The sequence below is a fragment of the Mycobacterium sp. NGS67 genome, from assembly GCF_059812185.1.
In genome coordinates, this window is sequence record NZ_JCALCF010000008.1 from 17,434 (window position 1) to 40,911 (window position 23,478).

19 protein-coding genes are annotated in these 23,478 nt (G+C 67.4%); 14 read left to right on the plus strand and 5 right to left on the minus strand.

Translation table 11 applies throughout. The features are described 5' to 3' along the window. The first annotated feature begins 22 nt into the window (after positions 1-22). The 5 genes from purB (at position 23) to AC5Y4D_RS09285 (ending at position 8,997) form a co-directional block, all read left to right on the plus strand. The gene (gene purB / locus AC5Y4D_RS09265; protein ID WP_499943580.1) at positions 23-1,441 is read left to right on the plus strand and encodes an adenylosuccinate lyase; all 1,419 of its coding nucleotides are present in this window, start codon (positions 23-25) and stop codon (positions 1,439-1,441) included. Further along, a complete protein-coding gene (locus tag AC5Y4D_RS09270) occupies positions 1,438-2,676 on the plus strand; it encodes a cytochrome P450 (protein WP_500036998.1) in 1,239 nt (412 codons plus the stop codon). The genes purB and AC5Y4D_RS09270 overlap by 4 nt, the downstream gene beginning before the upstream one ends. 78 nt (positions 2,677-2,754) lie before the next feature. Next, on the plus strand, positions 2,755-4,488 hold the full coding sequence (locus tag AC5Y4D_RS09275) for a fatty acyl-AMP ligase (RefSeq protein WP_500036999.1): 1,734 nt from the start codon (positions 2,755-2,757) through the stop codon (positions 4,486-4,488). 88 nt (positions 4,489-4,576) lie between these two features. Beyond that, positions 4,577-4,843: an acyl carrier protein gene (locus AC5Y4D_RS09280; protein ID WP_499943577.1), complete on the plus strand. Its 267-nt coding sequence runs from the start codon at positions 4,577-4,579 to the stop codon at positions 4,841-4,843. Beyond that, on the plus strand, positions 4,843-8,997 hold the full coding sequence (locus AC5Y4D_RS09285) for a type I polyketide synthase (protein ID WP_500037000.1): 4,155 nt from the start codon (positions 4,843-4,845) through the stop codon (positions 8,995-8,997). The genes AC5Y4D_RS09280 and AC5Y4D_RS09285 overlap by 1 nt, the downstream gene beginning before the upstream one ends. Here AC5Y4D_RS09285 and AC5Y4D_RS09290 read toward each other — a convergent pair. Beyond that, positions 8,978-9,595 carry a hypothetical protein gene (locus AC5Y4D_RS09290; RefSeq protein WP_499943574.1) on the minus strand — a complete coding sequence of 206 codons (618 nt, stop codon included), beginning with the start codon at positions 9,593-9,595 and terminating at the stop codon, positions 8,978-8,980. The two genes, AC5Y4D_RS09285 and AC5Y4D_RS09290, sit on opposite strands and share 20 nt — an antisense overlap. Positions 9,596-9,669: 74 nt before the next feature. Between AC5Y4D_RS09290 and AC5Y4D_RS09295 the strand changes: the two genes are divergently transcribed. Both AC5Y4D_RS09295 and AC5Y4D_RS09300 read left to right on the plus strand, forming a co-directional pair. Beyond that, positions 9,670-10,575, plus strand: a complete 906-nt coding sequence (locus AC5Y4D_RS09295; RefSeq protein WP_499943573.1) for a phosphoribosylaminoimidazolesuccinocarboxamide synthase — start codon at positions 9,670-9,672, stop codon at positions 10,573-10,575. After that, complete coding sequence (locus tag AC5Y4D_RS09300; protein ID WP_499943572.1) at positions 10,572-12,671, plus strand: S9 family peptidase; 2,100 nt, start codon at positions 10,572-10,574, stop codon at positions 12,669-12,671. Before AC5Y4D_RS09295 ends, AC5Y4D_RS09300 begins: the two co-directional genes overlap by 4 nt. On the opposite strand, the gene AC5Y4D_RS09305 is transcribed toward AC5Y4D_RS09300, so the two are convergent. Further along, entirely contained in the window at positions 12,668-14,230 is a 1,563-nt protein-coding gene (locus AC5Y4D_RS09305) for a DHA2 family efflux MFS transporter permease subunit (RefSeq protein WP_499990117.1), read from the minus strand. The two genes, AC5Y4D_RS09300 and AC5Y4D_RS09305, sit on opposite strands and share 4 nt — an antisense overlap. Before the next feature lie 110 nt (positions 14,231-14,340). On the opposite strand from AC5Y4D_RS09305, the gene AC5Y4D_RS09310 reads away from it, so the two are divergent. Then, on the plus strand, positions 14,341-15,045 hold the full coding sequence (locus AC5Y4D_RS09310; protein WP_499943571.1) for a DUF2334 domain-containing protein: 705 nt from the start codon (positions 14,341-14,343) through the stop codon (positions 15,043-15,045). 24 nt (positions 15,046-15,069) lie between these two features. Then, positions 15,070-16,764: an FAD-binding dehydrogenase gene (locus AC5Y4D_RS09315; RefSeq protein WP_500037108.1), complete on the plus strand. Its 1,695-nt coding sequence runs from the start codon at positions 15,070-15,072 to the stop codon at positions 16,762-16,764. A 90-nt stretch (positions 16,765-16,854) separates the two neighbouring features. Here AC5Y4D_RS09315 and AC5Y4D_RS09320 read toward each other — a convergent pair whose 3' ends face one another. Next, complete coding sequence (locus AC5Y4D_RS09320; protein WP_500037001.1) at positions 16,855-17,493, minus strand: MBL fold metallo-hydrolase; 639 nt, start codon at positions 17,491-17,493, stop codon at positions 16,855-16,857. Between AC5Y4D_RS09320 and AC5Y4D_RS09325 the strand changes: the two genes are divergently transcribed. The 4 genes from AC5Y4D_RS09325 (at position 17,470) to purQ (ending at position 20,015) form a co-directional block, all read left to right on the plus strand. Next, positions 17,470-18,213, plus strand: a complete 744-nt coding sequence (locus AC5Y4D_RS09325) for an ATPase (protein ID WP_500037002.1) — start codon at positions 17,470-17,472, stop codon at positions 18,211-18,213. The two genes, AC5Y4D_RS09320 and AC5Y4D_RS09325, sit on opposite strands and share 24 nt — an antisense overlap. Before the next feature lie 47 nt (positions 18,214-18,260). Continuing rightward, on the plus strand, positions 18,261-19,013 hold the full coding sequence (locus AC5Y4D_RS09330; RefSeq protein ID WP_500037003.1) for an LLM class flavin-dependent oxidoreductase: 753 nt from the start codon (positions 18,261-18,263) through the stop codon (positions 19,011-19,013). A 91-nt stretch (positions 19,014-19,104) separates the two neighbouring features. Continuing rightward, the gene (purS, locus tag AC5Y4D_RS09335) at positions 19,105-19,344 is read left to right on the plus strand and encodes a phosphoribosylformylglycinamidine synthase subunit PurS (protein ID WP_499943566.1); all 240 of its coding nucleotides are present in this window, start codon (positions 19,105-19,107) and stop codon (positions 19,342-19,344) included. Next, a complete protein-coding gene (gene purQ / locus AC5Y4D_RS09340; protein ID WP_499943564.1) occupies positions 19,341-20,015 on the plus strand; it encodes a phosphoribosylformylglycinamidine synthase subunit PurQ in 675 nt (224 codons plus the stop codon). Before purS ends, purQ begins: the two co-directional genes overlap by 4 nt. Positions 20,016-20,018: 3 nt before the next feature. Here the strand turns inward: purQ and AC5Y4D_RS09345 are convergent, their stop codons facing one another. Together AC5Y4D_RS09345 and AC5Y4D_RS09350 are read right to left on the minus strand one after the other, a co-directional pair. Beyond that, positions 20,019-21,410 (minus strand): WS/DGAT/MGAT family O-acyltransferase, encoded by a 1,392-nt coding sequence (locus tag AC5Y4D_RS09345; RefSeq protein ID WP_500037004.1) that lies wholly within the window; start codon positions 21,408-21,410, stop codon positions 20,019-20,021. A gap of 14 nt (positions 21,411-21,424) precedes the next feature. Continuing rightward, on the minus strand, positions 21,425-22,237 hold the full coding sequence (locus tag AC5Y4D_RS09350; RefSeq protein WP_499943562.1) for a lysophospholipid acyltransferase family protein: 813 nt from the start codon (positions 22,235-22,237) through the stop codon (positions 21,425-21,427). Positions 22,238-22,392: 155 nt separating this feature from the next. On the opposite strand from AC5Y4D_RS09350, the gene AC5Y4D_RS09355 reads away from it, so the two are divergent. Then, positions 22,393-23,475, plus strand: a complete 1,083-nt coding sequence (locus tag AC5Y4D_RS09355; RefSeq protein WP_500037005.1) for an NAD-dependent epimerase/dehydratase family protein — start codon at positions 22,393-22,395, stop codon at positions 23,473-23,475. The last annotated feature ends 3 nt before the right edge of the window (positions 23,476-23,478 follow it).

Consider the following 23,478-nt stretch of genomic DNA (forward strand, 5'->3'; position numbering starts at 1 on the left):
CGCGACCGTAAGCTAGCTGTCTGTGAGCATTCCGAATGTGCTGGCCGCGCGGTACGCCAGCGCCGAGATGGTGGCGATCTGGTCGCCCGAGGCCAAGGTGACTGCGGAACGGCGGCTGTGGCTGGCCGTGGTCCGGGCGCAGGCCGAACTCGGGGTGCCGGTACCGGCCGAGGCGATCGCCGACTACGAGCGGGTGCTCGACGATGTGGACCTGGCTTCGATCGCGGCACGGGAGCGGGTGCTGCGGCACGACGTCAAGGCCCGCATCGAGGAGTTCAACGCACTGGCCGGTCACGAGCACGTGCACAAGGGAATGACCAGCCGCGACCTGACCGAGAACGTGGAGCAACTGCAGATCAGGCGTTCGTTGGAAGTGGTCTTTGCGCACGGGGTCGCGGTGGTGGCGCGGTTGGCCGAGCGCGCCGTGACCTATCGCGACCTGGTGATGGCCGGGCGCAGCCACAACGTCGCCGCGCAGGCCACCACGTTGGGCAAGCGGTTCGCCTCGGCCGCGCAGGAGACGCTGATCGCGTTGACCCGGTTGCGCGAGTTGATCGACCGTTACCCGTTGCGCGGCATAAAGGGCCCGATGGGCACCTCCCAGGACATGCTCGACCTGCTCGACGGGGATGGCGCCAAGCTGTCCGAGTTGGAACGCTCGATCACCGAATTCCTAGGCTTCTCAACGGTTTTCGATAGTGTCGGGCAGGTGTATCCGCGTTCGCTGGACCACGACGTGGTCTCCGCGCTGGTGCAGTTGGGCGCCGGCCCGTCGTCGCTGGCGCACACCATCCGGCTGATGGCCGGCCACGAGTTGGTCACCGAGGGGTTCGCCGAGGGACAGGTCGGCTCGTCGGCGATGCCGCACAAGATGAACACCCGTAGCTGCGAACGGGTCAACGGCCTACAGGTGGTGTTGCGCGGCTACGCATCGATGGCCGCCGAGCTGTCCGGTGCGCAGTGGAACGAGGGTGATGTGTTCTGTTCGGTGGTGCGCCGGGTTGCGTTGCCGGACAGCTTCTTTGCGATCGACGGCCAGATCGAGACGTTCCTGACGGTGCTCGACGAGTTCGGTGCGTATCCCGCGGTGATCCAGCGCGAGCTGGACCGCTACCTACCGTTCCTGGCGACCACCAAGGTGTTGATCGCGGCGGTGCGCGCGGGCGTGGGACGCGAAGTCGCGCATCACGTGATCCGCGAGCATGCGGTCGCCACCGCGCTGGCCATGCGCGAACGGGGCGCCGAGCCCGACCTGCTGGACCGGCTGGCCGCCGACCCCCGGTTGCCGCTGGACCGGGCCGCGCTGGACGCCGCGCTGGCCGACAGGAAGGCATTCGTCGGTGCCGCCGGGGACCAAGTGGACGAGGTCGTAGCGCTGGTCGAGAAACTCGTCGAGCGCTATCCGGAGGCGGCCAAGTACACGCCCGCGGCGATCTTGTGACTGTGGCGCTCACCCAGATCGATTTCACCGATCTGGACAACTTCGCCCAGGGTTTTCCGCACGACTTGTTCGCCGTGCATCGTCGCGAGGCACCGGTGTACTGGCACGAACCGACCGACAACACCCCGGACGGCGAAGGCTTCTGGTCGGTGGCCACCTACCCCGAAACCCTTGCCGTGCTGCGGGATCCGGTGACCTACTCGTCGGTGACGGGCGGTGACCGGCCGTTCGGCGGCACGTTGCTGCAAGACCTGGCCATCGCCGGTCAGGTGCTGAACATGATGGACGACCCGCGGCACTCGCAGATCCGCCGGCTGGTCAGCTCCGGGCTGACGCCGCGGATGATCACCCGCGTCGAGGACGACCTGCGCAGCCGGGCCCGCCGGCTGCTGGACGCGGTGGTGCCCGGTGAACCGTTCGACTTCGTGGTCGAGATCGCGGCCGAACTGCCGATGCAGATGATCTGCATACTGCTCGGAGTGCCGGAGTCCGAACGCCATTGGCTGTTCGAGGCCATCGAGCCGCAGTTCGACTTCGGCGCCTCCCGCAAGGCGTCGCTGGCGCAGCTCTCCCTGGAAGAAGCCGGGACGCGGATGATCACCTACGGCCAGGAGCTGATCGCCGCCAAACGCGCCGAGCCGACCGACGACATGTTGTCTGTGGTCGCCAACGCCACCGCGCCCGGAGCCGACGACGCGATCATGTCCGACCTGGAGTTGTACCTGTTCTTCAGCCTGCTTTTCAGCGCCGGCGCGGAGACCACCCGCAATGCGGTCGCGGGCGGGTTGTTGGCGCTGGCCGAGCATCCCGCCCAATTGCAGGCGCTGCGGGCCGATTTCGGCCTGTTGCCGACGGCGATCGAGGAAATGGTCCGGTGGACTTCTCCGTCGCCTTCCAAACGGCGCACCGCCACCCGCGACGTCTGCCTCGCCGGACAATCGATCGAGGCGGGCCAGAAGGTGCAGATCTGGGAAGGATCGGCCAATCGGGACGACGATGTCTTCGACCGCGCCGGCGAATTCGACATCACCCGAAAACCCAATCCCCACTTGGGTTTCGGACAAGGTGTGCACTACTGCCTGGGGGCGAACCTGGCGCGCCTGGAGCTGCGGGTGCTCTATGAGGAGCTGCTGTCCCGGTTCGGCGCCGTCCGGCTGGCCGAGCCGGTCGAATGGACCCGCAGCAACCGGCACACCGGTATCCGGCACCTGATCGTCGAATTGCGCGACGCCTAGGCTCAGCCGGATTCCGCCTATTCGGCCGGTACCGGTTTACGATGACGCCGTAGAAGAGGCCTGGCCACAGGAGCGGCGATGAATGAAGCACAGCCAGACACCGCGCACCCCGATCTGGTCGCCTGCTTTCGATCTCAATTCGAGAATTACTGCGACACAAGAAGATTCACGTTCCTGTCCGAGTCCCGACGAGACCTGATCCCGGGGGTCACCACGTTCGGGGAGCTGGACCGGCGCGCCCGCGAAGTGGCGGTGTGGCTTGATTCCTGCCCGCAGGCCGATCGCCCGGTGCTGCTGTTGTTCGAGCAGGGCATCGAATTCTGGATCGGTTTCCTGGGTTGCGTGTACGCCGGTGTCGTCGCTGTCCCCGCGCCCCTGCCCCACGACGAGCGAAGCCTGCAGCGCGTTGCCGGGATATTGCGCGACGCCGACACCAGCCTCGCGCTGACCAGCGCCGGCCTGCGCGACATGCTCGCCGCGGGCATCGACGGTCTCGGACTCGACCGCCAGGTCTGCTGCGTAGCCGTCGACGACGGCGCGCTGGCGGACTCCGGCGAGTGGACCATGCCGGACGTCTCACCCGAGAGCGTCGCTTTCCTGCAGTACACGTCGGGCTCGACCGGTGACCCCAAAGGTGTTGCGGTCACTCATGACAACGTCCTGAACAACGTGGCCGCCCTGGCACAGGCTCTCGAGGTGACCGCTGAATCGGTTGTCGTCGGCTGGATCCCACACTTCCACGACATGGGCCTGGTGAGTGTGCTGGTGGCCTATTTCAGCGGCAGCGATGTCGTGGGCATGTCGCCGCTGGCGTTTCTGAAACAACCGATCCGGATGCTGAACGCGATCAGCGACTATCGCGGCACGCATGCCGCAGCACCGAACTTCGCCTACGATCTGATCGCGCGGCGGCTGACACCGGAGCAACTCGCCGGCCTGGATCTCTCGTCGTGGCAGGTGGCGCTCAACGGTGCCGAGCCCGTCCGCCGCCGCACCATCGAACGACTACAGGACTTGCTTGCTCCGGCCGGCTTCGCGGCCTCGGCCGCCCGTCCCGCGTATGGAATGGCCGAGGTGACGCTGCTCGCCACCGTCAGCCGCGGTGTCCAGCGTTACCTCGACGCCGATGCCGACGACCTCGAGCGGAACCGGTACACGCCCGGGGCGGGACGTTCGGTCAGCCTGGTCAGTTCCGGTCCACCCGGACCCGGCATCGAGGTACGCATCGTCGAACCGGACACGCTGGAGTGCCTGCCCGAAGATCGCGTCGGCGAAATCTGGTTGCGGGGCCGCAGCGTCGCCGGCGGTTACCACAACCGTCCCGCGGAGACGGCGGAGCGATTCCGCGCTCGCACCGCCGGGGGCGAAGGTCCGTACCTGCGCACCGGCGACCTCGGCTTGCTGCACGACGGTGAGTTGTACGTCACCGGGCGGCGCAAGGATCTGCTGATCGTCAACGGCCGCAACCTGTACCCACAGGACATCGAAGAGTTCGTGCAGACCGTGCACCCCGCGCTGGCCGGTTCGCGCGGAGTCGTCGTCTCGGTCGATGTCGACGACGCCGAGCGACTCGTAGTGATCCAGACCGTCAAGGACGGCTTACTGGCCGAGACGACCTACGACGAACTCGCCACCGCGCTCAAGCGCGCCGTCGCACGCGCCTTCGAGGTTCCGTCCCCAGGTGTGGTGTTCGTCGGACGCGCCGGAATCCACCTCACGACAAGCGGAAAGGTGCAGCGCGCCTCGATGCGCACAGCTTTCCTGAAATCCGAACTCACCGACGTTCTGCACGCCAGCCCGGTCCCCGGCTGAGGGCTCCAAGAAACTCTTTAGAACGCTTCAAGCCCTGCGCCTCAAAGTCTTTGCAACAGCAGTTCCGCAACGACTCGAGGAGCAGGCCATGATCGCGAACCACCGCCCGATATTGCGCTGGCTGACCGCCACTCTCGCCTCGTCTCTGGAGGTCGCACCCTCTACGCTTGACCCCATGGTCCCGTTGGCCGACATGGGTGTCGACTCGGTTCGCGCGGTCGGTCTGGTCGGCGAGATGGAGATGTTCTACGACATCGACGTCGATCCGACGCTGATCTTCGATTACCCGACCTTGTCCCACATCGCCGAGTACATCAGCTCGGCCCTAGTGGAGCAGTCAGAAGCCGTCGCGTAATGACCGACATCGCCGTCGTCGGATTGGACTGCCGGTTTCCGAAGGCGAGCGACCCGGCCGCGCTGTGGCGGCTGCTGATGGGCGGCGAGGACGGCATCGACGAGATCCCCGCGTCCGCGCGGTGGGACGCCGCCGCGCTGCAGCAAGACGGGACCATCAACCACCGCAGCGCAGGTCTGATCGCCGACGCCGACGCTTTCGACAACGACTTCTTCGGTATCCCGCCCCGCGAAGCCGAAGCCATGGACCCGCAGCAGCGGTTGCTGTTGCAGACCGCTTGGCGCGCAATCGAAAACGCCACCCTGGATCCGCGTGGCCAGGCCGGTTCCCACACCGGGGTGTATGTCGGCGTGATGGCCAACGAATGGGCGCACCTGCACATGCGCGACTACGGCCGGATCACCGCCCAAACCGGCACGGGCAACGGCTATTTCATGACGGCGAATCGGCTGTCCTATCAGTTCGACTTCAAAGGCCCCAGCCTTGCTGTCGACACCGCCTGCTCCTCGTCACTGGTCGCGGTGCACCTGGCGGCCCAGGCGCTGTGCAACCACGAGTGCGACCAGGCGTTGGCCGCCGGGGTCAACCTGACGCTCACCCCGGCGCTGAACGCGTTCTACACCCAGGCCGGTCTGGCCGCGCCGGACGGAAGGTGCAAGCCGTTCAGCGCATCCGCCGACGGGATCGGCCGGGGCGAAGGCGTCGCGGCGATCGTGCTGCGGCGACTGGCTGACGCGCTCGCCGAGCGGTTGCCCGTCTACGCGGTGATCAAGGGCAGCGCGGTCAACAGCGACGGCCGCAGCAACGGCATCACCGCGCCGAACCGCTGGGCGCAGCAACAGCTCGCCGCCGCGGCGTACCGCGCCGCCGGCATCGTCCCGGCGCAGATCACGTTCCTGGAAGCGCACGGCACCGGCACCCTGTTGGGCGACATGATCGAGGCGAGAGCACTTGCCCACGCCCACCGCCGCGGACGGGAAAAGCCTTGTGCGATCGGCTCGATCAAGGGCAACCTCGGCCACACCGAAGGCGCCGCGGGTATCGCCGGCCTGATCAAGGTGGTGCTCAGCCTGCACCACCGGGTGGTCCCGCCCACCCGATTCGCCGACGACGAGAACGCACAGCTGAAGCTGCGCGACGGTGGCCTGCGGTTGCTTGCCGAGCCGATGGAGCTGCCGGACGAGGTCGTCTACGCCGGGGTCTCCAGCTTCGGCATCGGCGGCACCAACAGTCACGTGGTGCTCGCCACTGCCGTCCCGGAAGGCGCCGCCCCGGCCGCCGCCGGCAGTGGTGTGCTGACGCTGTCGGCCGATTCGTTGGAAGGATTGCAGCGCAACGCTGTTCGGCTTGCGGACGACCTCGAGAACAGTACTGTGCCGCTCGCGCAGCAGTGCTGGTCGACCAACAGGATCAAGGCCATGGGCAAGGTGCGCATGGGGATGGTCGTCGACGACCGCGCTTCAGCGGTCGAGTCGCTGCGCGGTGCGGACTTCGACACCGGCACCGCGGGCGGCATGTCGGCGGGCTGGCTGTTCAGCGGTCAAGGCACCCAATATCCGGGTATGCACACGGCTTTCGCCGCAGCCGGCGCGACCTTCCGCGACGCGTTCGAGCGAGTCGAGACGACGATGCTGCCCTATCTCGGCCTGCGTCTCGGGGAGGTGATGGACGACGACCGCATCCACCGCACCGAATTCGCCCAGCCGGCGATATTCGCCGTGCAGTACGCGCAGGCGCAGGCGCTCCTCCAGGCCGGGGCCCAGCCCGCCTGGCTGCTCGGCCACAGCATCGGTGAATTCGCTGCCGCCGCCGTCGCCGAGGTCATCAGCCCCGACGACGCGTGCCGGCTGGTCGTGGCACGCGGACAACTGATGCAGCAACTGCCCGACGGTGGCGCCATGTTGGCGGTCCGCGCACCGCTCAGCGAAATTCCCGACCTGCCAGTCGATCTCGCCGCAGTGAACGGAACCGAGGAGTTCGTGCTGTCCGGGGCGCGCGGTGACATCGAGCGGGCGGCGACGATCCTGACCGGGTCGGGTGTCGAGGTGCGCCGGCTCAACGTGTCGCACGCTTTTCACTCGGGGCTGATGGAACCGATGCTCGCGCAGTTCGCGGCGGTCGCCGCGCAGTGCTCCTACCAGTCACCGGCAGTCCCGATCTTCTCCACCCGGCACGGCAGAGAGCTCGGTGACGACGAACCCATGGACGCCGACTACTGGACGGCGCACATCCGCGCCACCGTCCGGTTCGCCGATGCGGTGACCGACGCACTGGGAGCCCAACCCACACACCTCGTCGAGTTCGGATCCAAGCCGACGCTGGGTCCCATGATCACCCGGTCGCATCCTGATGCGCCGCCCACGCTGAGCCTCGCCAACGGCATCACCGAAGCCGTCGTCGCGCTCTACCGCGACGGGCTGAATCCCGAATGGAGCGCCCTGTATCCCCCGCAGGCCAGGTTCACGCACCGACTCAGCGGCTACGAATTCACCCGCAAGCGCTTCACCATCACCGAACAAGCCGGCCCACCCGGCATCGCCACGCCCAGCACCGGCAAGGAGTCCACGATGGACAACCTCATCGCCCTGTTCCGCGAGCAAGCCGCGGTGCTGGCCGCCTGCCAGGGAGCCGAACTGCCGGCCGGACAACCCGAATCGGAGGCGGCGGCCGACGTGGCGGATCTCGTGCGGGCCGAGATCGCGCGCCTCAGTGGGTTCCCCGTCCAGCAACTGCGCCCGGGCCGGTCCATCGTCGGGGACCTGGGCTTCGACTCCATCATGGTGACCAACCTGATCAGCGGCCTGCAGCGCCGACTCCCAAGCGCGGCAGTCGATCTGGCGGCGTTCGGGCCTCAGACGACAGTCGGCGACGTGATCGTCATGGCCGGCGGACAGGGGTCCGCGTCGGCGGCGGAAACGGCCGCGCCGCAGCCTGCCGTCACCCCACAGTTCCGCATCGGCGATTTCGAGGAGGTCAAAGCGCTGGCCGACCGGATCGCGCAGGTCGAAGCCGCCGGCATCGACAATCCCTACTTCGTCGTCAACGACGGCGTCACCACCGGTACATCGTTCATCAATGGCGTTGAGGTGGTCAACTTTTCGAGCTTCAACTACCTCGGCATGTCCGGTCACCCGCGGGTGGCCGAGGCCATGGCGGACGCGGTGCGGCGCTGGGGCAGCTCCTGCTCGGCGTCGCGGCTGCTGTCCGGTGAGAAGCCGATCCACCGCGAACTCGAGCAGGAGTTGGCGAATCTCCTTGGCACGCAGGATGCTTTGGCACTGGTCAACGGCCACGCCACCAACGTCACCGTGATCGGGCACCTGCTCGGCGAAAGCGACCTCGTCATCCACGACAGCCTCGCGCACGACAGCATCGTGCAGGGCTGCAAGCTATCCGGGGCCACCCGTCGACCCTTCCCGCACAACGATCCCGCCGCGCTCGACGAACTGCTCGGCAACATCCGCCACCAATATCGCCGGGTGCTGATCGTCATCGAAGGCATCTACAGCCAAGACGGCGACATCGCCGACCTGCCCGCCTTCATCGACGTCAAGAACAAGCATCAGACGCTGCTGATGATCGACGAGGCACACAGCATCGGTGTGATCGGCACGACCGGCGGCGGCATCGGCGAGCACTTCGGCGTCGACCGGGACGACGTCGAATTGTGGAGCGGCACCATGTCGAAGGCGCTGGCCGGTTGCGGTGGCTACGTCGCCGGCAGCCGGGAGCTGATCGAATTCCTCAAGTACACGACGCCGGGCTTCATCTTCAGCGGCGGCCTGCCGCCTGCCATCGCGGCGGCGGCGCTGGCCGCGATCAGGGTGATGCGCAGCGAGCCCAGCCATCTGCGGCGGCTGCACGAGCTGTCGGCGCTGTTCCTGCGCCTGGCCCGCGCCGCGGGTCTGGACACCGGCGACAGCGAGGGCACCCCGATCGTCCCGTGCATCGTCGGCAGTTCGCTGACGGCGCTGCAACTGTCGAATGCGTTGCTCAAGCGCGGCATCAACGTCAACCCCATCCTGTATCCGGCCGTGCCGGAAGACCAGGCGCGGCTGCGGTTCTTCATCACCAGCTGCCACACCGAAGAGCAGATCCGGTATGCGATCGCGGCGCTCACCGAGGAGCTGGCGATCATTCCGTGCGGAACCTGATCCCGGCCGCCCGCAGCTCCAGGGCCGCGAGTCCCCGCATCACGACGGGATCTTCGTAGCGCCACCCGCCGACCGGGTCCGCACTGACCGCGGCCAGCTTCGCCGGGGAACGATTGGCCAGCGCGCGCAGCGCCAGCAGCTGCTGACCCGCGGCGGTGCCGGCCAGCGCTGTCACGATCCACTTGCGCCGGAAGAAGCGGACGCGCAGGTACAGCCACGGCATCGTGACCGCCAGGATGGGCGGCAACGCGACCGCCAACGCCAACACCCAGGCCAGCCAGCTCGCGGTGGTGTCCAGGTTGTGCCCGGCGCCCGCGATGTCCAGCGCCGCCTCGCTGGCCGCGTTGAGCGGCTGGCTCAGCGCGTCACCCAACAACGGAACGTTGTGTGCGCTGTGCCCGGCCGACGCCAGGTTGCCCGCGACCCCTTTCGAACCGGCCTCCACTTGCCGTCCCGCCTCGGCGATCGTCGCGATGGCCTCGTGGACGGCGAAACCGACGAGCACCCAGATCACCGTCCACACCGAAACGATGATGTCGCTCATCAGTTGACCGAACAGACGGACGGGCCGGGTCGAGTAAGGCAGATAGCGGGTCATGACACCGATACCAGCACAGCCGGCAGCAGAATGGGATTGTCTTTTCCCGCGGCGGCGCCCGATAGGCTGACCCGATGCGACCCGCATTGTCCGATTACCAGCATCTGGCCAGCGGCAAGGTGCGTGAGATCTACCGCGTCGACGACGACCATCTGCTGCTGGTCGCCACCGACCGGATCTCGGCGTACGACTACATCCTGGACAGCACCATCCCGGACAAGGGCCGCATCCTGACCGCGATGAGCGTGTTCTTCTTCGGTCTGGTGACGGAACTCGACGGGGTGCCCAACCACCTGGCCGGACCGCCGGACGATCCGCGCATCCCCGACGAGGTGCTGGGCCGCGCGCTGGTGGTGCGCCGGCTGGAGATGCTCCCGGTGGAATGCGTGGCCCGCGGCTACCTGACCGGCTCAGGGTTGTTGGACTACCAGGCCACCGGGAAGGTCTGCGGCATTCCGCTGCCGCCCGGGTTGGTGGAGGCCAGCAAGTTCAGCACGCCGTTGTTCACGCCGGCGACCAAGGCCGCGCTGGGTGACCACGACGAGAACATCGACTTTGACCGGGTGATCGAGCTGGTCGGCGATGTGCGCGCCGAGGAGTTGCGCGACCGCACCCTGCAGATCTACGGGCAGGCCGCCGACCACGCGCTGAGCCGGGGAATCATCATCGCGGACACCAAATTCGAGTTCGGCACCGATCCCCAGGGCAACCTGGTGTTGGCCGACGAGATCTTCACGCCGGATTCGTCGCGCTACTGGCCGGCCGCCGACTACCGCCCGGGTGTGGTGCAAACCGCGTTCGACAAGCAGTTCGTCCGCAACTGGCTCACCAGCGCCGAATCGGGCTGGGACCGGCACGGTACCGAGCCGCCGCCACCCCTGCCCGACGACATCGTCGACGCCACTCGCGGTCGTTACATTGAGGCATACGAACGGATTTCGGGTCTGCGGTTCGGCGACTGGATCGGTCCCGGCGCATGACGCAACGGCTCTCGCCGCCGGTCGCCAAACGTTTGGACACCCGTCGCGAACATCACGGTGACGTCTTCGTCGACCCCTACGAATGGCTGCGCGACAAGGAAAGCCCCGAAGTCCTCGCCTACCTCGAGGCCGAGAACGCCTACGTCGACGCACAGACCGCCGATCTGGATCCGTTGCGGCAGAAGATCTTCGAGGAGATCAAGGCGCGCACCAAGGAAACCGACCTGTCCGTGCCGACCCGTCGCGGCGACTGGTGGTACTACGCGCGGACCTTCGAAGGCAAGCAGTACGGCGTCCACTGCCGTTGTCCGGTCACCGATCCCGACGACTGGACCCCGCCGCAGTTCGACGAACACACCGATATTCCCGGCGAGCAGGTGCTGCTCGACGAGAACGTGGAAGCCGACGGTCATGACTTCTTCGCGCTGGGTGCGGCCAGCGTCAGCCTGGACGCCGAACTGCTGGCCTACTCCGTCGATGTCGTCGGCGACGAACGGTACACGTTGCGGTTCAAGAACTTACGCACCGGTGAGGTCTATCCCGACGAAATCCCGGGCATCGGCGCCGGCGCGACCTGGGCGACCGACAATCGCACCGTCTACTACAGCACGGTCGACGAGGCGTGGCGCCCGGATACGGTGTGGCGCTACCGACTCGGCGCGGGGGAGCCGTCCGAGCGGGTCTATCACGAACCCGACGAACGGTTCTGGCTGGGGGTCGGGCGCACCCGCAGCAACGCCTATGTGCTGATCGGGGCGGGTTCGTCGGTCACCTCCGAGGTGCGCTACGCCGACGCGGCCGATTCCCACGCGGAGTTCACCGTCGTGTTGCCCCGCCGCGAGGGTGTCGAGTACTCGGTCGAGCACGCGGTGGTCGGCGGCGAACAGCGGTTCCTGATCCTGCACAACGACGGTGCGGTCAACTTCACCCTGGTCGACGCCCCGGTGGACGATCCGAGCCGGCAACGCACCCTGATCGCGCACCGCGACGACGTCCGGTTGGACGGCGTGGACGCCTTCGCCAATCAACTGGTGGTCAGTTACCGGCGCGAAGCACTGCCGCGAATTCAGTTGTGGCCGTTGCAAGCCGGCGGCGATTACGGGGAGCCCGAGGAGATCGCCTTCGATTCCGAGCTGATGTCTTCGGGGTTGGGCGCCAATCCGAACTGGGACTCACCGAAGCTGCGGGTCGGGGCCGGGTCCTTCGTGACGCCGGTGCGCATCTACGACATGGACCTGGTCACCGGGGAACGCGCCCTGCTGCGGGAACAGCCGGTGCTCGGCGGATACCGTCGCGAGGACTATGTGGAACGGCGGGACTGGGCGGTCGCCGACGACGGCGCCCGCGTCCCGATCTCCATCGTGCACAAGGCTGGTATCGAATTCCCGGCACCGGCAATGGTTTACGGCTACGGCGCGTATGAGTTGTGTGAGGATCCGCGGTTCTCCATCGCCAGACTGTCGCTGCTGGATCGCGGAATGGTGTTCGTGGTCGCCCATGTGCGCGGCGGCGGCGAGATGGGCCGGCTGTGGTACGAGCACGGCAAGCTGTTGCAGAAGAAGAACACCTTTACCGACTTCATCGCGGTCGCAACGCATCTGGTGGACTCCGGACTGACCCGCCCGCAGCAGCTGGTGGCCCTCGGCGGCAGCGCGGGTGGACTGCTGATGGGAGCGGTGGTCAACATGGCGCCGGACCTGTTCGCCGGGATACTGGCGCAGGTGCCTTTCGTCGACCCGTTGACCACGATCCTGGATCCCTCGCTGCCGCTGACCGTGACCGAGTGGGACGAGTGGGGAAATCCCCTGGACGACGGTGACGTGTACGCGTACATGAAGTCCTACTCGCCGTATGAGAACGTGGCCGAACGGCCCTATCCGGCCATCCTGGCGATGACGTCGCTGAACGACACCCGGGTGTACTACGTGGAGCCGGCCAAGTGGGTCGCGGCGCTGCGGCACAGCAACACTGACGGAAAGCCGGTGCTGTTGAAGACGCAGATGAAGGCCGGCCACGGCGGGATCAGCGGTCGCTACGAGCGATGGAAGGAAACCGCGTTCCAGTACGCCTGGCTGCTGTCGACCGCCGGTGGTTAGCCGGCTGGGCGTTTGGGCAGGAATGACGCGGGGATCAGGGTCGTGATCAACAGGACTGCCGCGATCGTCAATACCACTGTGTAACAACGCGAAAGATCCTGCAGCAGATGGCTGGCGAAATCGGCATCGAGGGTCCGCGGGGGTATGGCGTTGGGATCGACGGGAACCTGGCGCCGTACGGCCTCCTGACGGAGCCGCACGAGTTCGTTTGCCGCGGTGATGTTTTGGCTGCGGTTGAACTGGCTGGTGAGGACCATCGACATCAGCGCCGTCCCGATCGAACCGCCCACCTGAAGGTTGACGCTGATCAACGTCGACCCGCGGGCGATCTCGTGCGGAGCCAGCGCCTGCACCGAAGCCCCCGACAGCGGCATCATGGTGCAACCCGTTCCCATGCCCATGACGACCAGGGCTGCCACCATCAGCGGCAGGTAGGCGGACTGCCGGGCGACAGCGAGGGTGAAGATGCTGAGCCCCACCGCGATCAGTGAGATGCCGAACAGGACGCTCTTGCCGGGACCTTTGCGGTCCATGAAGATCCCGGCCCACGGCATGGTCAGCATCGCACCGATGCCCTGCGGGATCAGGTGCAGGCCGGATTGCATCGGCGTCAGGTGCATGACCTGCTGCAGATAGCTGGGGAGCAGCAGCATGGAGCCGAAGAAGGCGACCGCGAACAGAAAGCCGGTGATGTTTGCGTTGGTGACCACCGGATTCTTGAACAGCCGCAGGTCCACGAGCGGGTGATCGGCGCGGAACCAGGCGTGGAACAGGAACGCGACGATCAGGATCAGGCCGATGGTCACCGGTATCAACACGTGCCGGTCGGCCACGCTGCCGCGTCCGGGAATGGAGGAGACCCCGAACAGGAAGGTGGCCAGACCGGGGGAGAGCAGCAGAGCTCCGACCGCGTCAAACGTCTCCGAGGGCGCCGGATCGTCCCGCGGAAACACGTACGCGGCAAGGACGAACGCGCACAACCCGATCGGCAGATTGATCAGGAAAATCCAGGGCCAGCTGAAGGCGCCGATCAGCCAGCCTCCGACGATCGGACCGCCGATCGGGCCCAGCAACATAGGAATGCCCAGCACCGACATAAGCCGGCCCAACCGCTTCGGGCCCGCCACGCGGGTCAGGATCATGAACCCCAGCGGCATCAGCATTCCGCCGCACATGCCCTGTACCGCACGAAACACATTGAGCAGCAGAATGTTCGGCGCGATTGCGCACAACAGGGAGCCCACCATGAACGCCAGCACCGAACCCATCCACAGGCGTTTGGTGCCGAAGCGGTCGGCGGCCCAGCCGGCTATCGGGATGACGGTGGCCAGCGCCAGCGTGTAGCCGGTCATGGTCCAGCCGACCACGGCCTGCGTCGACTCGAACTCGGCGATGAAGGTGCGTTGCGCGACGCTGACGACGGTGCTGTCCAGGCCCATCATCATCGAGGCGAGAATGCAGACGCCGGCTATCCGCAGGGTCGCTGCGTCCAGCTTGTCGGGGTAGTCGACGGTCTCGACGGGTGTGGCAACTGCCTCGTCCATGGCGTTGCTGAGCATATCTAATCGATCGGGCCTGCCCCGACGCGTCGTCCGTTTCGGGCGCGATAGACGCCTGCCGGCAGCGTGTCCTTCACCGTCTCGACATCTGACCTCGGCAAACTACAAGCGTGTCTGGAAAATTGATCGTCTCGGTCTCGGGGATCGGCGAACACACCCTGGACGACGTGCAGGACTTCTGCGCGGAGATGGATGCCCGCTCCGTCCCTGTCTCGTTTCTGGTGGCACCCCGCCTTGGTGAGCAATACCGCTTGGACCGCGACCCCCACACCGTCGACTGGCTGACCGCGCGCCGCACGAACGGAGACGCCCTGGTCCTGCACGGTTACGACGAATCGGCGACCAAGAGGAGGCGCGGGGAGTTCGCCACCCTGCACGCCCACGAGGCCAACCTGCGGCTCAAGGGCGCCGACCGGGTGCTCGAGCATCTGGGGCTACGCACCCGACTGTTCGCCGCGCCGGGTTGGCTGGTCTCGCCGGGAGTCGTCAAAGCCTTGCCGGCCAACGGTTTCCGGCTCCTCGCTGATGCCTACGGGGTGACCGATCTGGTGCGGCACAGTACCGTGCGGGCGCGGGTGCTCGGGATCGGCGAAGGTTACCTGGCCGAGCCGTGGTGGTGCCGGATGGTCGTGATCTCGGCCGAGCGGACCGCCCGGCGCGGCGGGGTGGTCCGGATCGCGGTCGCGGCGCGGCACCTGCGTAAGCCCGGGCCGCGGCAGGCCATGCTGGACGCCGTCGACCTGGCCCTGATGCAGCAGTGCACGCCGATGGTCTATACCTGGCAGGCCGACAAGGCGGTTCTGGACGCCGCTTAGCGCTCGTTGAGGGCCGCCGTGCGGGTGGCACTAACCTGTACCGACATGAGCGATGCGAGTCCCGTCCCGGACGGGTTCGAAGCCGACGCGATCATCGTGGGAGCCGGACTGGCCGGGCTGGTTGCCGCCTGCGAGCTGGTCGACCGCGGGTTGCGGGTGCTCATCGTGGACCAGGAGAACAGCGCCAACGTCGGCGGGCAGGCGTTCTGGTCGTTCGGCGGCCTGTTCTTCGTCGACAGTCCCGAGCAGCGCCGGCTCGGGATCCGCGACAGTCACGAACTGGCCCTGCAGGACTGGTTGGGCACGGCCGCCTTCGATCGGCCCGAGGACTACTGGCCCGAGCAGTGGGCGCATGCCTACGTCGATTTCGCGGCGGGAGAGAAACGCAGCTGGCTGCGGGCCCGCGGGCTGAAGCTCTTCCCACTGGTCGGCTGGGCCGAGCGGGGCGGTTACGACGCTCAGGGACACGGCAATTCGGTGCCGCGCTTTCACATCACCTGGGGCACCGGGCCCGCGCTGGTCGAGATCTTCGCCCGGCAACTGCGCAACCGGCCCAATGTACGGTTCGTCCACCGCCACCAGGTCGACCGGCTGATCGTGGAGCGGGAGGCGGTGACCGGCGTGCGGGGCACCGTGCTGGAGCCCTCCGACGAGCCGCGCGGCGTGCCGTCGTCGCGGAAGGCTGTGGGCAAGTTCGAGTTTCGGGCCTCGGCGGTGATCGTCACCAGCGGCGGCATCGGCGCCAACCACGACCTGGTGCGCAAGAACTGGCCGCGGCGCATGGGCCGCGCGCCCAAGCAGCTACTCAGCGGGGTGCCGGCACACGTCGACGGCAGGATGATCGGCATCGCCCAGAAAGCCGGCGCGCGGGTGATCAATCCCGACCGGATGTGGCACTACACCGAGGGCATCACCAATTACGACCCGATCTGGCCGCGGCACGGCATCCGGATCATCCCCGGCCCGTCGTCGTTGTGGCTGGACGGCGCGGGCAACCGGTTGCCGGTCCCGCTGTATCCGGGGTTCGACACGTTGGGGACCCTGGAGCACATCGCTCAGACCGGCTATGACTACACGTGGTTCGTGTTGAACGCCAAGATCATCGAGAAGGAATTCGCGCTGTCCGGGCAGGAGCAGAATCCCGACCTGACCGGGCAGAGCGTTCGGCAGTTGCTGCGCTCCCGTGCGCGATCCGGTCCACCCGGTCCGGTGCAGGCGTTCGTCGACCGGGGAGTGGACTTCGTCAGCGCGGACTCGTTGCGCGACTTGGTCGATGCCATGAACGGGTTGCCCGACGTGCAACCGCTGGACTACGACGCCGTCGAGGCTGCCGTCACGTCCCGGGACCGCGAGGTGGCCAACAAGTTCACCAAGGACGGACAGATCACCGCCATCCGCGCGGCCCGTACCTATCTGGGCGACCGACTGGGACGGGTGGTGGCGCCGCACCGCCTGGTCGACCCCAAGGCCGGGCCGCTGATCGCGGTCAAACTGCACATCCTGACCCGAAAGACGTTGGGCGGCATCGAAACCGACCTGGATTCTCGGGTGCTGAAGTCGGACGGCACTCCCGTCACCGGTCTGTATGCGGCCGGCGAGGTCGCGGGTTTCGGCGGCGGCGGTGTGCACGGTTACCGGGCACTGGAGGGGACGTTCCTGGGCGGCTGCATCTTCTCGGGACGCGCGGCGGGTCGCGGCGCCGCCTCCGACATCACCTGAGTTGCGCGAGCAGACGCAAAAGCCCCCATTTCGTGCCGAAATGAGGGGCTTTTGCGTCTGCTCGGCACTAAAAGGTGACCGCCCTCGGCGCTAGAAGGTGACCGCGTCCTCCTCGGGGAGTACCTGAAAGTCGGTGCTGGTCATCTCGGTCAGGCGGCCGTAGTAGATGCCGCGCGCATCGGGCGCCACGATGCCCTGGTGGATCGGCACCGCCCGCGCGGGGTTCACCGCGCGCAGGTAGTCGACGGCCTCGGAGATCTTCATCCAGGGCGCCGCCGCGGGAGTGGCCAGCACGTCCACCGGCTCGTCTGGCACGAACAACGCGTCACCGGGATGCATCAGCCGGGCGGGGTGCTCGCCGTCGCCGACCAGATACGAAATGTTGTCTATCACAGGGATTTCCGGGTGGATGACGGCGTGACGCCCGCCGACCGCCCGGATGGTCAGCTGCCCCACCGACAGCTCGTCGCCGACGTGCACCGCGCGGCACGGCTCACCCAGCTGCGCGGTGGTCTGCGGGTCGGCGTACAGCGCGGCTTCCGGGTTGCCGTCCAGCAACGCCGGCAGCCGGGACACGTCGACGTGGTCGGGGTGCTGATGCGTGATGACGATGGCGGACAAGCCCGTGATGCCCTCGAATCCGTGCGCGAAGCTGCCGGGATCGAAAAGCAGCTTGGTTGGACCGAACTCGGCGAGTAGGCAGGAATGCCCGAAATGGGTCAGTTGCATGTTTACGATTGTGCCTTGATGGGGGCGGTGCAGCTGAGGATGTTTCTGGCGACGATGATGGTCGCCGGCAGCCTGGTCCTCGCCGTGGCGAAGGTGATCGTAGCGACGCCCGCGCACGCCGACCCGCAAACGTGTCCGCCGATCTGCGATCAAATCCCGGCGACGGCCTGGATTCAGCACCAGTCGGTGCCGCTCGACGCGGTGTACCGGTGGCCGGCCTTGGCGGGTGTGGCCGTGCCCATGACCGGCGGTGCGCCGACACCCCAATTCAGGTTCGAGCAGGTCTGCAACACCCCGGCCTTCCCGCGGGACAGCCGCGACTCCGCGGTCTCGTCCCGCGCGCTGGTGACTCATTCCGACGGCCAGTGGCAACTGCAGGCGCTGATCCTGCACTGGCGCGGCGACACCGCTCGGGGCGGCGCCGTCGCGGCGTCGGTGTACGGCACCGCGGTCGCCGCGCTGCGCGGCTGTCAGCTCGGCGCCCCCGCCCAGTCGCCATCGGTCACCGACGACGAGCCGACGCGCATGGCCGCGGTGATCAGCGGACCGGTCGTCATGCACACCTATCTGGTGGCGCACGTGGCCAGCAGCACGATCAGCGAGCTCACGTTGTGGACGACGGGGTCCCCGGAGGTGCCGTGGCCGGTGCTCTCCGACGCCGCGGTCCTGGACGCCATCACCGCCCCGTTGTGCGAGGCCTACCTCGGCTCCTGCCCGTGAACACTGAAATGTTCTCTGCTGCTGCGGCTTTCCGGTAGGTTCGGCGAATGGTCACCGTCGACGTGCTGTACAGCGCGGCCATCCATCCGTGGCCGGAGCTGCGGGACAAGGTACTGCGCGCCGAAGCTGAGGGGTTCGGCACGGCGTGGGTGTTCGACCACCTGTCCGGTGCGATGCTCTCGGGAACCCGGATGCTGGAGTGCTTCACGCTGGCCGGTGCGCTGGCCGCGGTCACCTCGTCGATCCGGATCGGCACCCTGGTGGTCAACGCGGCCAACCGGCCGGCCGGAGTCACGGTCGCGGCGGCCGCTTCGGCGCAGGAGATCAGCGGCGGGCGCTTCGTGTTCGGCCTCGGGGCCGGCGCCGCGCCGAGCAGTCCGTGGTCCCGGGAGCACCACCTCCTCGGCATCCCGCTGGCCGACTCGATGCCGCTGCGTCATCAGCGCCTGATCGAGGTGCTGGACCTGTGCGACGCCCAGTGGAACCCCGCCAGGGAAGCGACCTGGACCGGTTTTCCGTTGCCGACGCCCAGGCCGCCGGTATTGCTCGGGGTCAACAGCATTGCGCTGGCCGAGATCGCCGGTGCCCGGTGCGACGCGCTGAACGTAAACCTCGAGCATCCCCGCATCGCCGAGTTCTTCCAGGCGGCCCGGACCGCGCGCGCCCGATCGTCCCGATCCGCAGACCCGCTGACGCTCAACGCCTGGACCGCGCTGTCCGAAGCCGCCCTGGACCCCGCCGGCGAAGCGCACCGACGGATCACCGACCTCGGCGGCGACGGACTGATTCTGGTCGCCTGACCACACCCCGCCGATCGCCGGTAGAGTTGGCTCCGGCCTGCCGCCTGGACTGTTGTCTGCCGGGTGGACCCACTTTCGACAGGAGGAGCGCGTGGCCCGGGTGGTCGTGCACGTGATGCCCAAAGCGGAGATTCTCGACCCGCAGGGTCAGGCGATCGTCGGCGCACTGGGGCGCCTCGGACATCCGGGGATCTCAGATGTGCGGCAGGGCAAGCGGTTTGAGTTGGAGGTCGACGACTCCGTCGACGACTCCGTGCTTGCCGAGATCGCGGAATCGCTACTGGCGAACACCGTGATCGAGGACTGGACGATCAGCCGGGACCCGCGGTGACCGCCCGTATCGGCGTCATCACCTTTCCCGGCACCCTCGACGACGTAGATGCCGCCCGCGCGGCGCGACTGGCCGGAGCCGAGGCCGTCAACCTCTGGCACGCCGATGCCGACCTCAAAGCGGTGGACGCCGTGGTGGTGCCCGGCGGGTTCTCCTACGGGGACTACCTGCGCGCGGGGGCGATCGCCCGGTTCGCGCCGGTGATGGGCGAAGTGGTCGCCGCGGCCGGTCGCGGCATGCCGGTACTGGGAATCTGCAACGGTTTCCAGGTGCTGTGTGAGGCCGGGCTGCTGCCCGGTGCCCTGACCCGCAACGCCGGCCTGCACTTCATCTGCCGCGACGTGTGGCTACGCGTGTCCTCGACGTCGACGGCGTGGACGTCTCGTTTCGAGTCCGACGCGGACGTGCTGATCCCGCTGAAGTCCGGTGAGGGCCGCTACGTAGCGCCGAAAGAAACCATCGACGAGCTGGAAGGCGAGGGCCGGGTGGTGTTCCGCTACCGGGACAACCTCAACGGCTCTCTCAACGACATCGCCGGTATCAGCTCGGCCAACGGTCGCGTCGTCGGGCTGATGCCGCACCCCGAACACGCCACCGAAGCGCTGACCGGTCCTTCCGACGACGGGCTGGGCCTGTTCTACTCGGCGCTAGACGCGGTGCTGACGGCCTGAGACTCAGGCCGACAGACTCACGTAAGACCCTGCGGCCGTGCGCAATTCGTCGAAGGAGGCGCTGATCGCGTCGGTCGCGTCGTGCGGGTCGGCGAATGTCCGGTCGTCGGTGAGTACCGCGACGCCGAGCTGGTCGGCGTAACTCCAGACGGTGATGTTGACCGGTGCGCCCGGTGACAGCACGCCCGTGGAGTAGATCTCGGTGACCGGCGCGCCGCCGAAGTGGCCACGCCGACGCGGTCCGATGACGCTGGACACCGCGACGTTCATGATCTTGTTGGGCGCGTGGCGCCGGCCCAGCCACCGGAACATCGCCGGGGCGACGGCGGCCGGCAGGTAGTTCATCAGTCGCCCGTACAGCCTGAGGCCGAGTAGTTCGTGATCTTCCTTGGCCACCCGGGTGGCCAACGCCACCAACCGCACCCGTTCCATCGGGTCGGCGACGTGCACCGGCAGTGACACCGACAGACCGCTGATCTCGTTGCCGCTGACGCGGTCTGACTTGTCGGTGGCCGTCGGGACCGACGCGATGATCGGACGATCGGCGATCCCGTCGTAGTCGAGCAGCAGCGTCCGCAGACCTCCGGCGGCGGTGGCCAGGATCAGGTCGTTGATGGTGACACCCAAGTCTGCTGCGGTCGTCTTCACATCGGCCAACGGCAATGCGGCGCTGGCGAATCGCCGCTGCGGCGACACAACGTGGTTGAGGAAGGTGGGCGGAGCGTCGAACCCGGCGGCCAGATCGGGATGGCTGCCGCGCTCGCGGGCGCGGCGGCGCACCCGGGCCATCCCCAACGCGGCGTCCTTGACCAGACCCGGCAGTTCGGCGATCTGCCGCAAATGGTCACGCATCGCCTGGCGCACCAGCGTTGCGAACGTCGTTGTGCCGCTGCCTTCTTCGTCCGCGACGAGGGTCATCTCGGTCAGATCCATGGCGCGCGCCAGCAGGTTTGCCGAAGCGACGCCGTCGGCCAGCGAGTGGTGCACCTTGCCGATCACGGCGTACCGACCGTCGGCCAGCCCTTCGGCGAAGTGGAACTCCCACAGGGGTCGGCTACGGTCCAGTGGCGTGGACGCGATCTCGCCGATCACCCGATCCAGTTCGCGGCGTCCGCCCGGTGTCGGGATCTGCACCCGCCGTAGGTGGTAGTCCAGATCGACGGCGCAATTCTCTTGCCACATCGGGTGATTGAGCCGCCACGGCACCTCGACCAGCCGGTAGCGCAGGGGCTCCAGCTGGTGCAGTTTGCGCTGCAGATGCCGCCGGAAGACCTCGAATCCGAACGTTCCGTCGAAGCCCGACGCGTCGATGACGGTCACCTTCAAGGTGTGCGTGTGCAGATTGGGCGTCTCGCTGTAGAGCAGCATCGCGTCCATGCCGTTGAGCCTTCGCACGTCACAGCCTCCGATCAGCCCAGGATGGGCAGCCGGCGCTGGCCGGCCAAGCGATCCAACGCTTCCTGCATGACCGCACGGACATGGGCGTCGACCTCGGCGACATCGGGATCCTCACCGAACTCGGCGAGGATGTCGATCGGCTCGAGCACCTCGGTGACCACCTTGGCGGGCAGCGGCACGTTCGGCGGGAAGAACACGCTCAGACCGAACGGAAAACCGAAGCTGACCGGCAGGATGTCTGACCTGAACCTGTTCAGGCCCAGGCGACGGGCCAGCCAGTTGCCGCGGGTCAGGAACAGTTGGGTCTCCTGAGCGCCGATCGACACCGTCGGAACGATCGGCACCCCGGCCTCGATGGCCGTCCGGACGTAGCCGGTGCGTCCGTTGAAGTCGATGGTGTTCGCGCTGAACGTGGGCCGGTACGAGTCGTAGTCGCCGCCGGGAAAAACCAACACCAGCGCGCCGGAGTGCAGCGCTTCGGCGGCGTTCTCCCGGCTTGCCTCGATCACCCCGAGGCGGCGCAGCCAGCCGTCGATGGGTCCCATGAACAGGCCGTAGTGGCCCAGGGTGTACACCGGCCGGTCGTAGCCGAAAGCGTCGTAGTAGGCCGGGGAGAAGATGAACACGTCCGGGGTGAACATGCCACCGGAGTGGTTGGACACCACCAACGCACCGCCGGCCGGCGGGATGTTGTCGAGGTTCCGCACCTCCGCGCGATGCCAGACTTTCATCGCGGGCGCGACGGCATCGATGACCTGCTTGGTGAACGCGGGATCCCACTTGGCGATCTCGCGGTGGTCAGGGGTGTTGCTGGCGGCGCCCATGAATGTTCTCCGATTGCGTTTGATACCCGGCCTGTGATGGGAATTACCCCTTTAGACCTCTCTACGTCCGTAGAAAACATGCTACTCTCAAATTAAGAGAATGTCATTATCACCCTATGTGGCATACCGCACATATGGCGAGGTCAGGGGAGAGAATGCCCGAGAAAGTTCTGGTCACCGGAGGATTCGGACTCGTCGGTTCGCAGACCGTACGACGGCTGGCCGCGGACGGCCATCAAGTGGTCGCCACCGACATCGGTACCTCCGCCCAGCGCAAAGCCGCCAGGGCACTGCCGGCGGGCGTCCAGGCGCGCTGGGCCAACCTGACCGACCCGGACGCCGTCACGAATTTGGTCGCAGAAGTCGAACCGACGGTGATCATCCATCTGGCCGCGGTCATCCCGCCGGTCATCTACGGCAAGCCTGACCTGGCGCGCCTGGTCAACGTCGACGCCACCGTGTCGCTGCTGCGCGCCGCCGAGTCGTGCCGGCGTCCGCCCCGCTTCATCCAGGCGTCCAGCAACGCCGTGCACGGCGCCCGCAACCCGCACCGTCACCACGAACTACTCACCGCTGAGAGCCCGGTGGATCCCTCGGATCTCTACGGCGCGCACAAAGCCGAGGCCGAGCAGCACGTCCGCCACTCCGGCCTGGACTGGGTGATCCTGCGACTCGGCGGCGTCATGAGCGTCGACCCCGGTGCGATGCCGTTCACCCTCGACGCGCTGTTCTTCGAAAGTGCGCTGCCGGCCGACGGGCGGATGCACAGCGTCGATGTCCGCGATGTCGCGGCCGCATTCGCCGCCGCGACCACCGCCGCACGGGATGCCGTGGTGGGCGAGATCCTGCTGGTTGCCGGCGACGACTCGCACAAGTTGCGGCAGGGCGAGGTCGGCGCCGCGCTCGCCGCCACCCGCGGCCTGAACGATGTGCTGCCGGTCGGCCGGCCCGGCAATCCCGACAGCGACGAAGACTGGTTCGTCACCGACTGGATGGACACCACCCAGGCTCAGCAGGTGTTGGCATTTCAGCAGCACAGCTGGCCGGACATGCTGGCCGAGATGCGTGCGGCGACCGGTTGGCGTCGGCATCCGATGCGACTGGTGGCGCCGCTGGCGCGGATGCTGCTGCGGCGACGTGCGGCGTACCGGGACGCGCCGGGCTGCTACGCCGACCCGTGGGGTGCGATAGGCCGCAAACTGGGCGAGCCGCGCGCGGACAAGGTGCTGATCGGCTGACCG

Excerpts from the sequence above, each read along its gene's own strand:
- AC5Y4D_RS09330 (WP_500037003.1), top strand. The coding sequence starts at position 18,261 with ATGGTCACCGTCGACGTGCTGTACAGCGCGGCCATCCATCCGTGGCCG.
- AC5Y4D_RS09280 (WP_499943577.1), top strand. The coding sequence starts at position 4,577 with ATGATCGCGAACCACCGCCCGATATTGCGCTGGCTGACCGCCACTCTC.
- AC5Y4D_RS09295 (WP_499943573.1), top strand. The coding sequence starts at position 9,670 with ATGCGACCCGCATTGTCCGATTACCAGCATCTGGCCAGCGGCAAGGTG.
- AC5Y4D_RS09275 (WP_500036999.1), top strand. The coding sequence starts at position 2,755 with ATGAATGAAGCACAGCCAGACACCGCGCACCCCGATCTGGTCGCCTGC.
- AC5Y4D_RS09355 (WP_500037005.1), top strand. The coding sequence starts at position 22,393 with ATGCCCGAGAAAGTTCTGGTCACCGGAGGATTCGGACTCGTCGGTTCG.
- AC5Y4D_RS09350 (WP_499943562.1), bottom strand. The coding sequence starts at position 22,237 with ATGGGCGCCGCCAGCAACACCCCTGACCACCGCGAGATCGCCAAGTGG.
- AC5Y4D_RS09305 (WP_499990117.1), bottom strand. The coding sequence starts at position 14,230 with ATGCTCAGCAACGCCATGGACGAGGCAGTTGCCACACCCGTCGAGACC.
- AC5Y4D_RS09325 (WP_500037002.1), top strand. The coding sequence starts at position 17,470 with ATGCCCGAAATGGGTCAGTTGCATGTTTACGATTGTGCCTTGATGGGG.
- AC5Y4D_RS09285 (WP_500037000.1), top strand. The coding sequence starts at position 4,843 with ATGACCGACATCGCCGTCGTCGGATTGGACTGCCGGTTTCCGAAGGCG.
- AC5Y4D_RS09320 (WP_500037001.1), bottom strand. The coding sequence starts at position 17,493 with ATGCAACTGACCCATTTCGGGCATTCCTGCCTACTCGCCGAGTTCGGT.
- AC5Y4D_RS09300 (WP_499943572.1), top strand. The coding sequence starts at position 10,572 with ATGACGCAACGGCTCTCGCCGCCGGTCGCCAAACGTTTGGACACCCGT.
- AC5Y4D_RS09290 (WP_499943574.1), bottom strand. The coding sequence starts at position 9,595 with ATGACCCGCTATCTGCCTTACTCGACCCGGCCCGTCCGTCTGTTCGGT.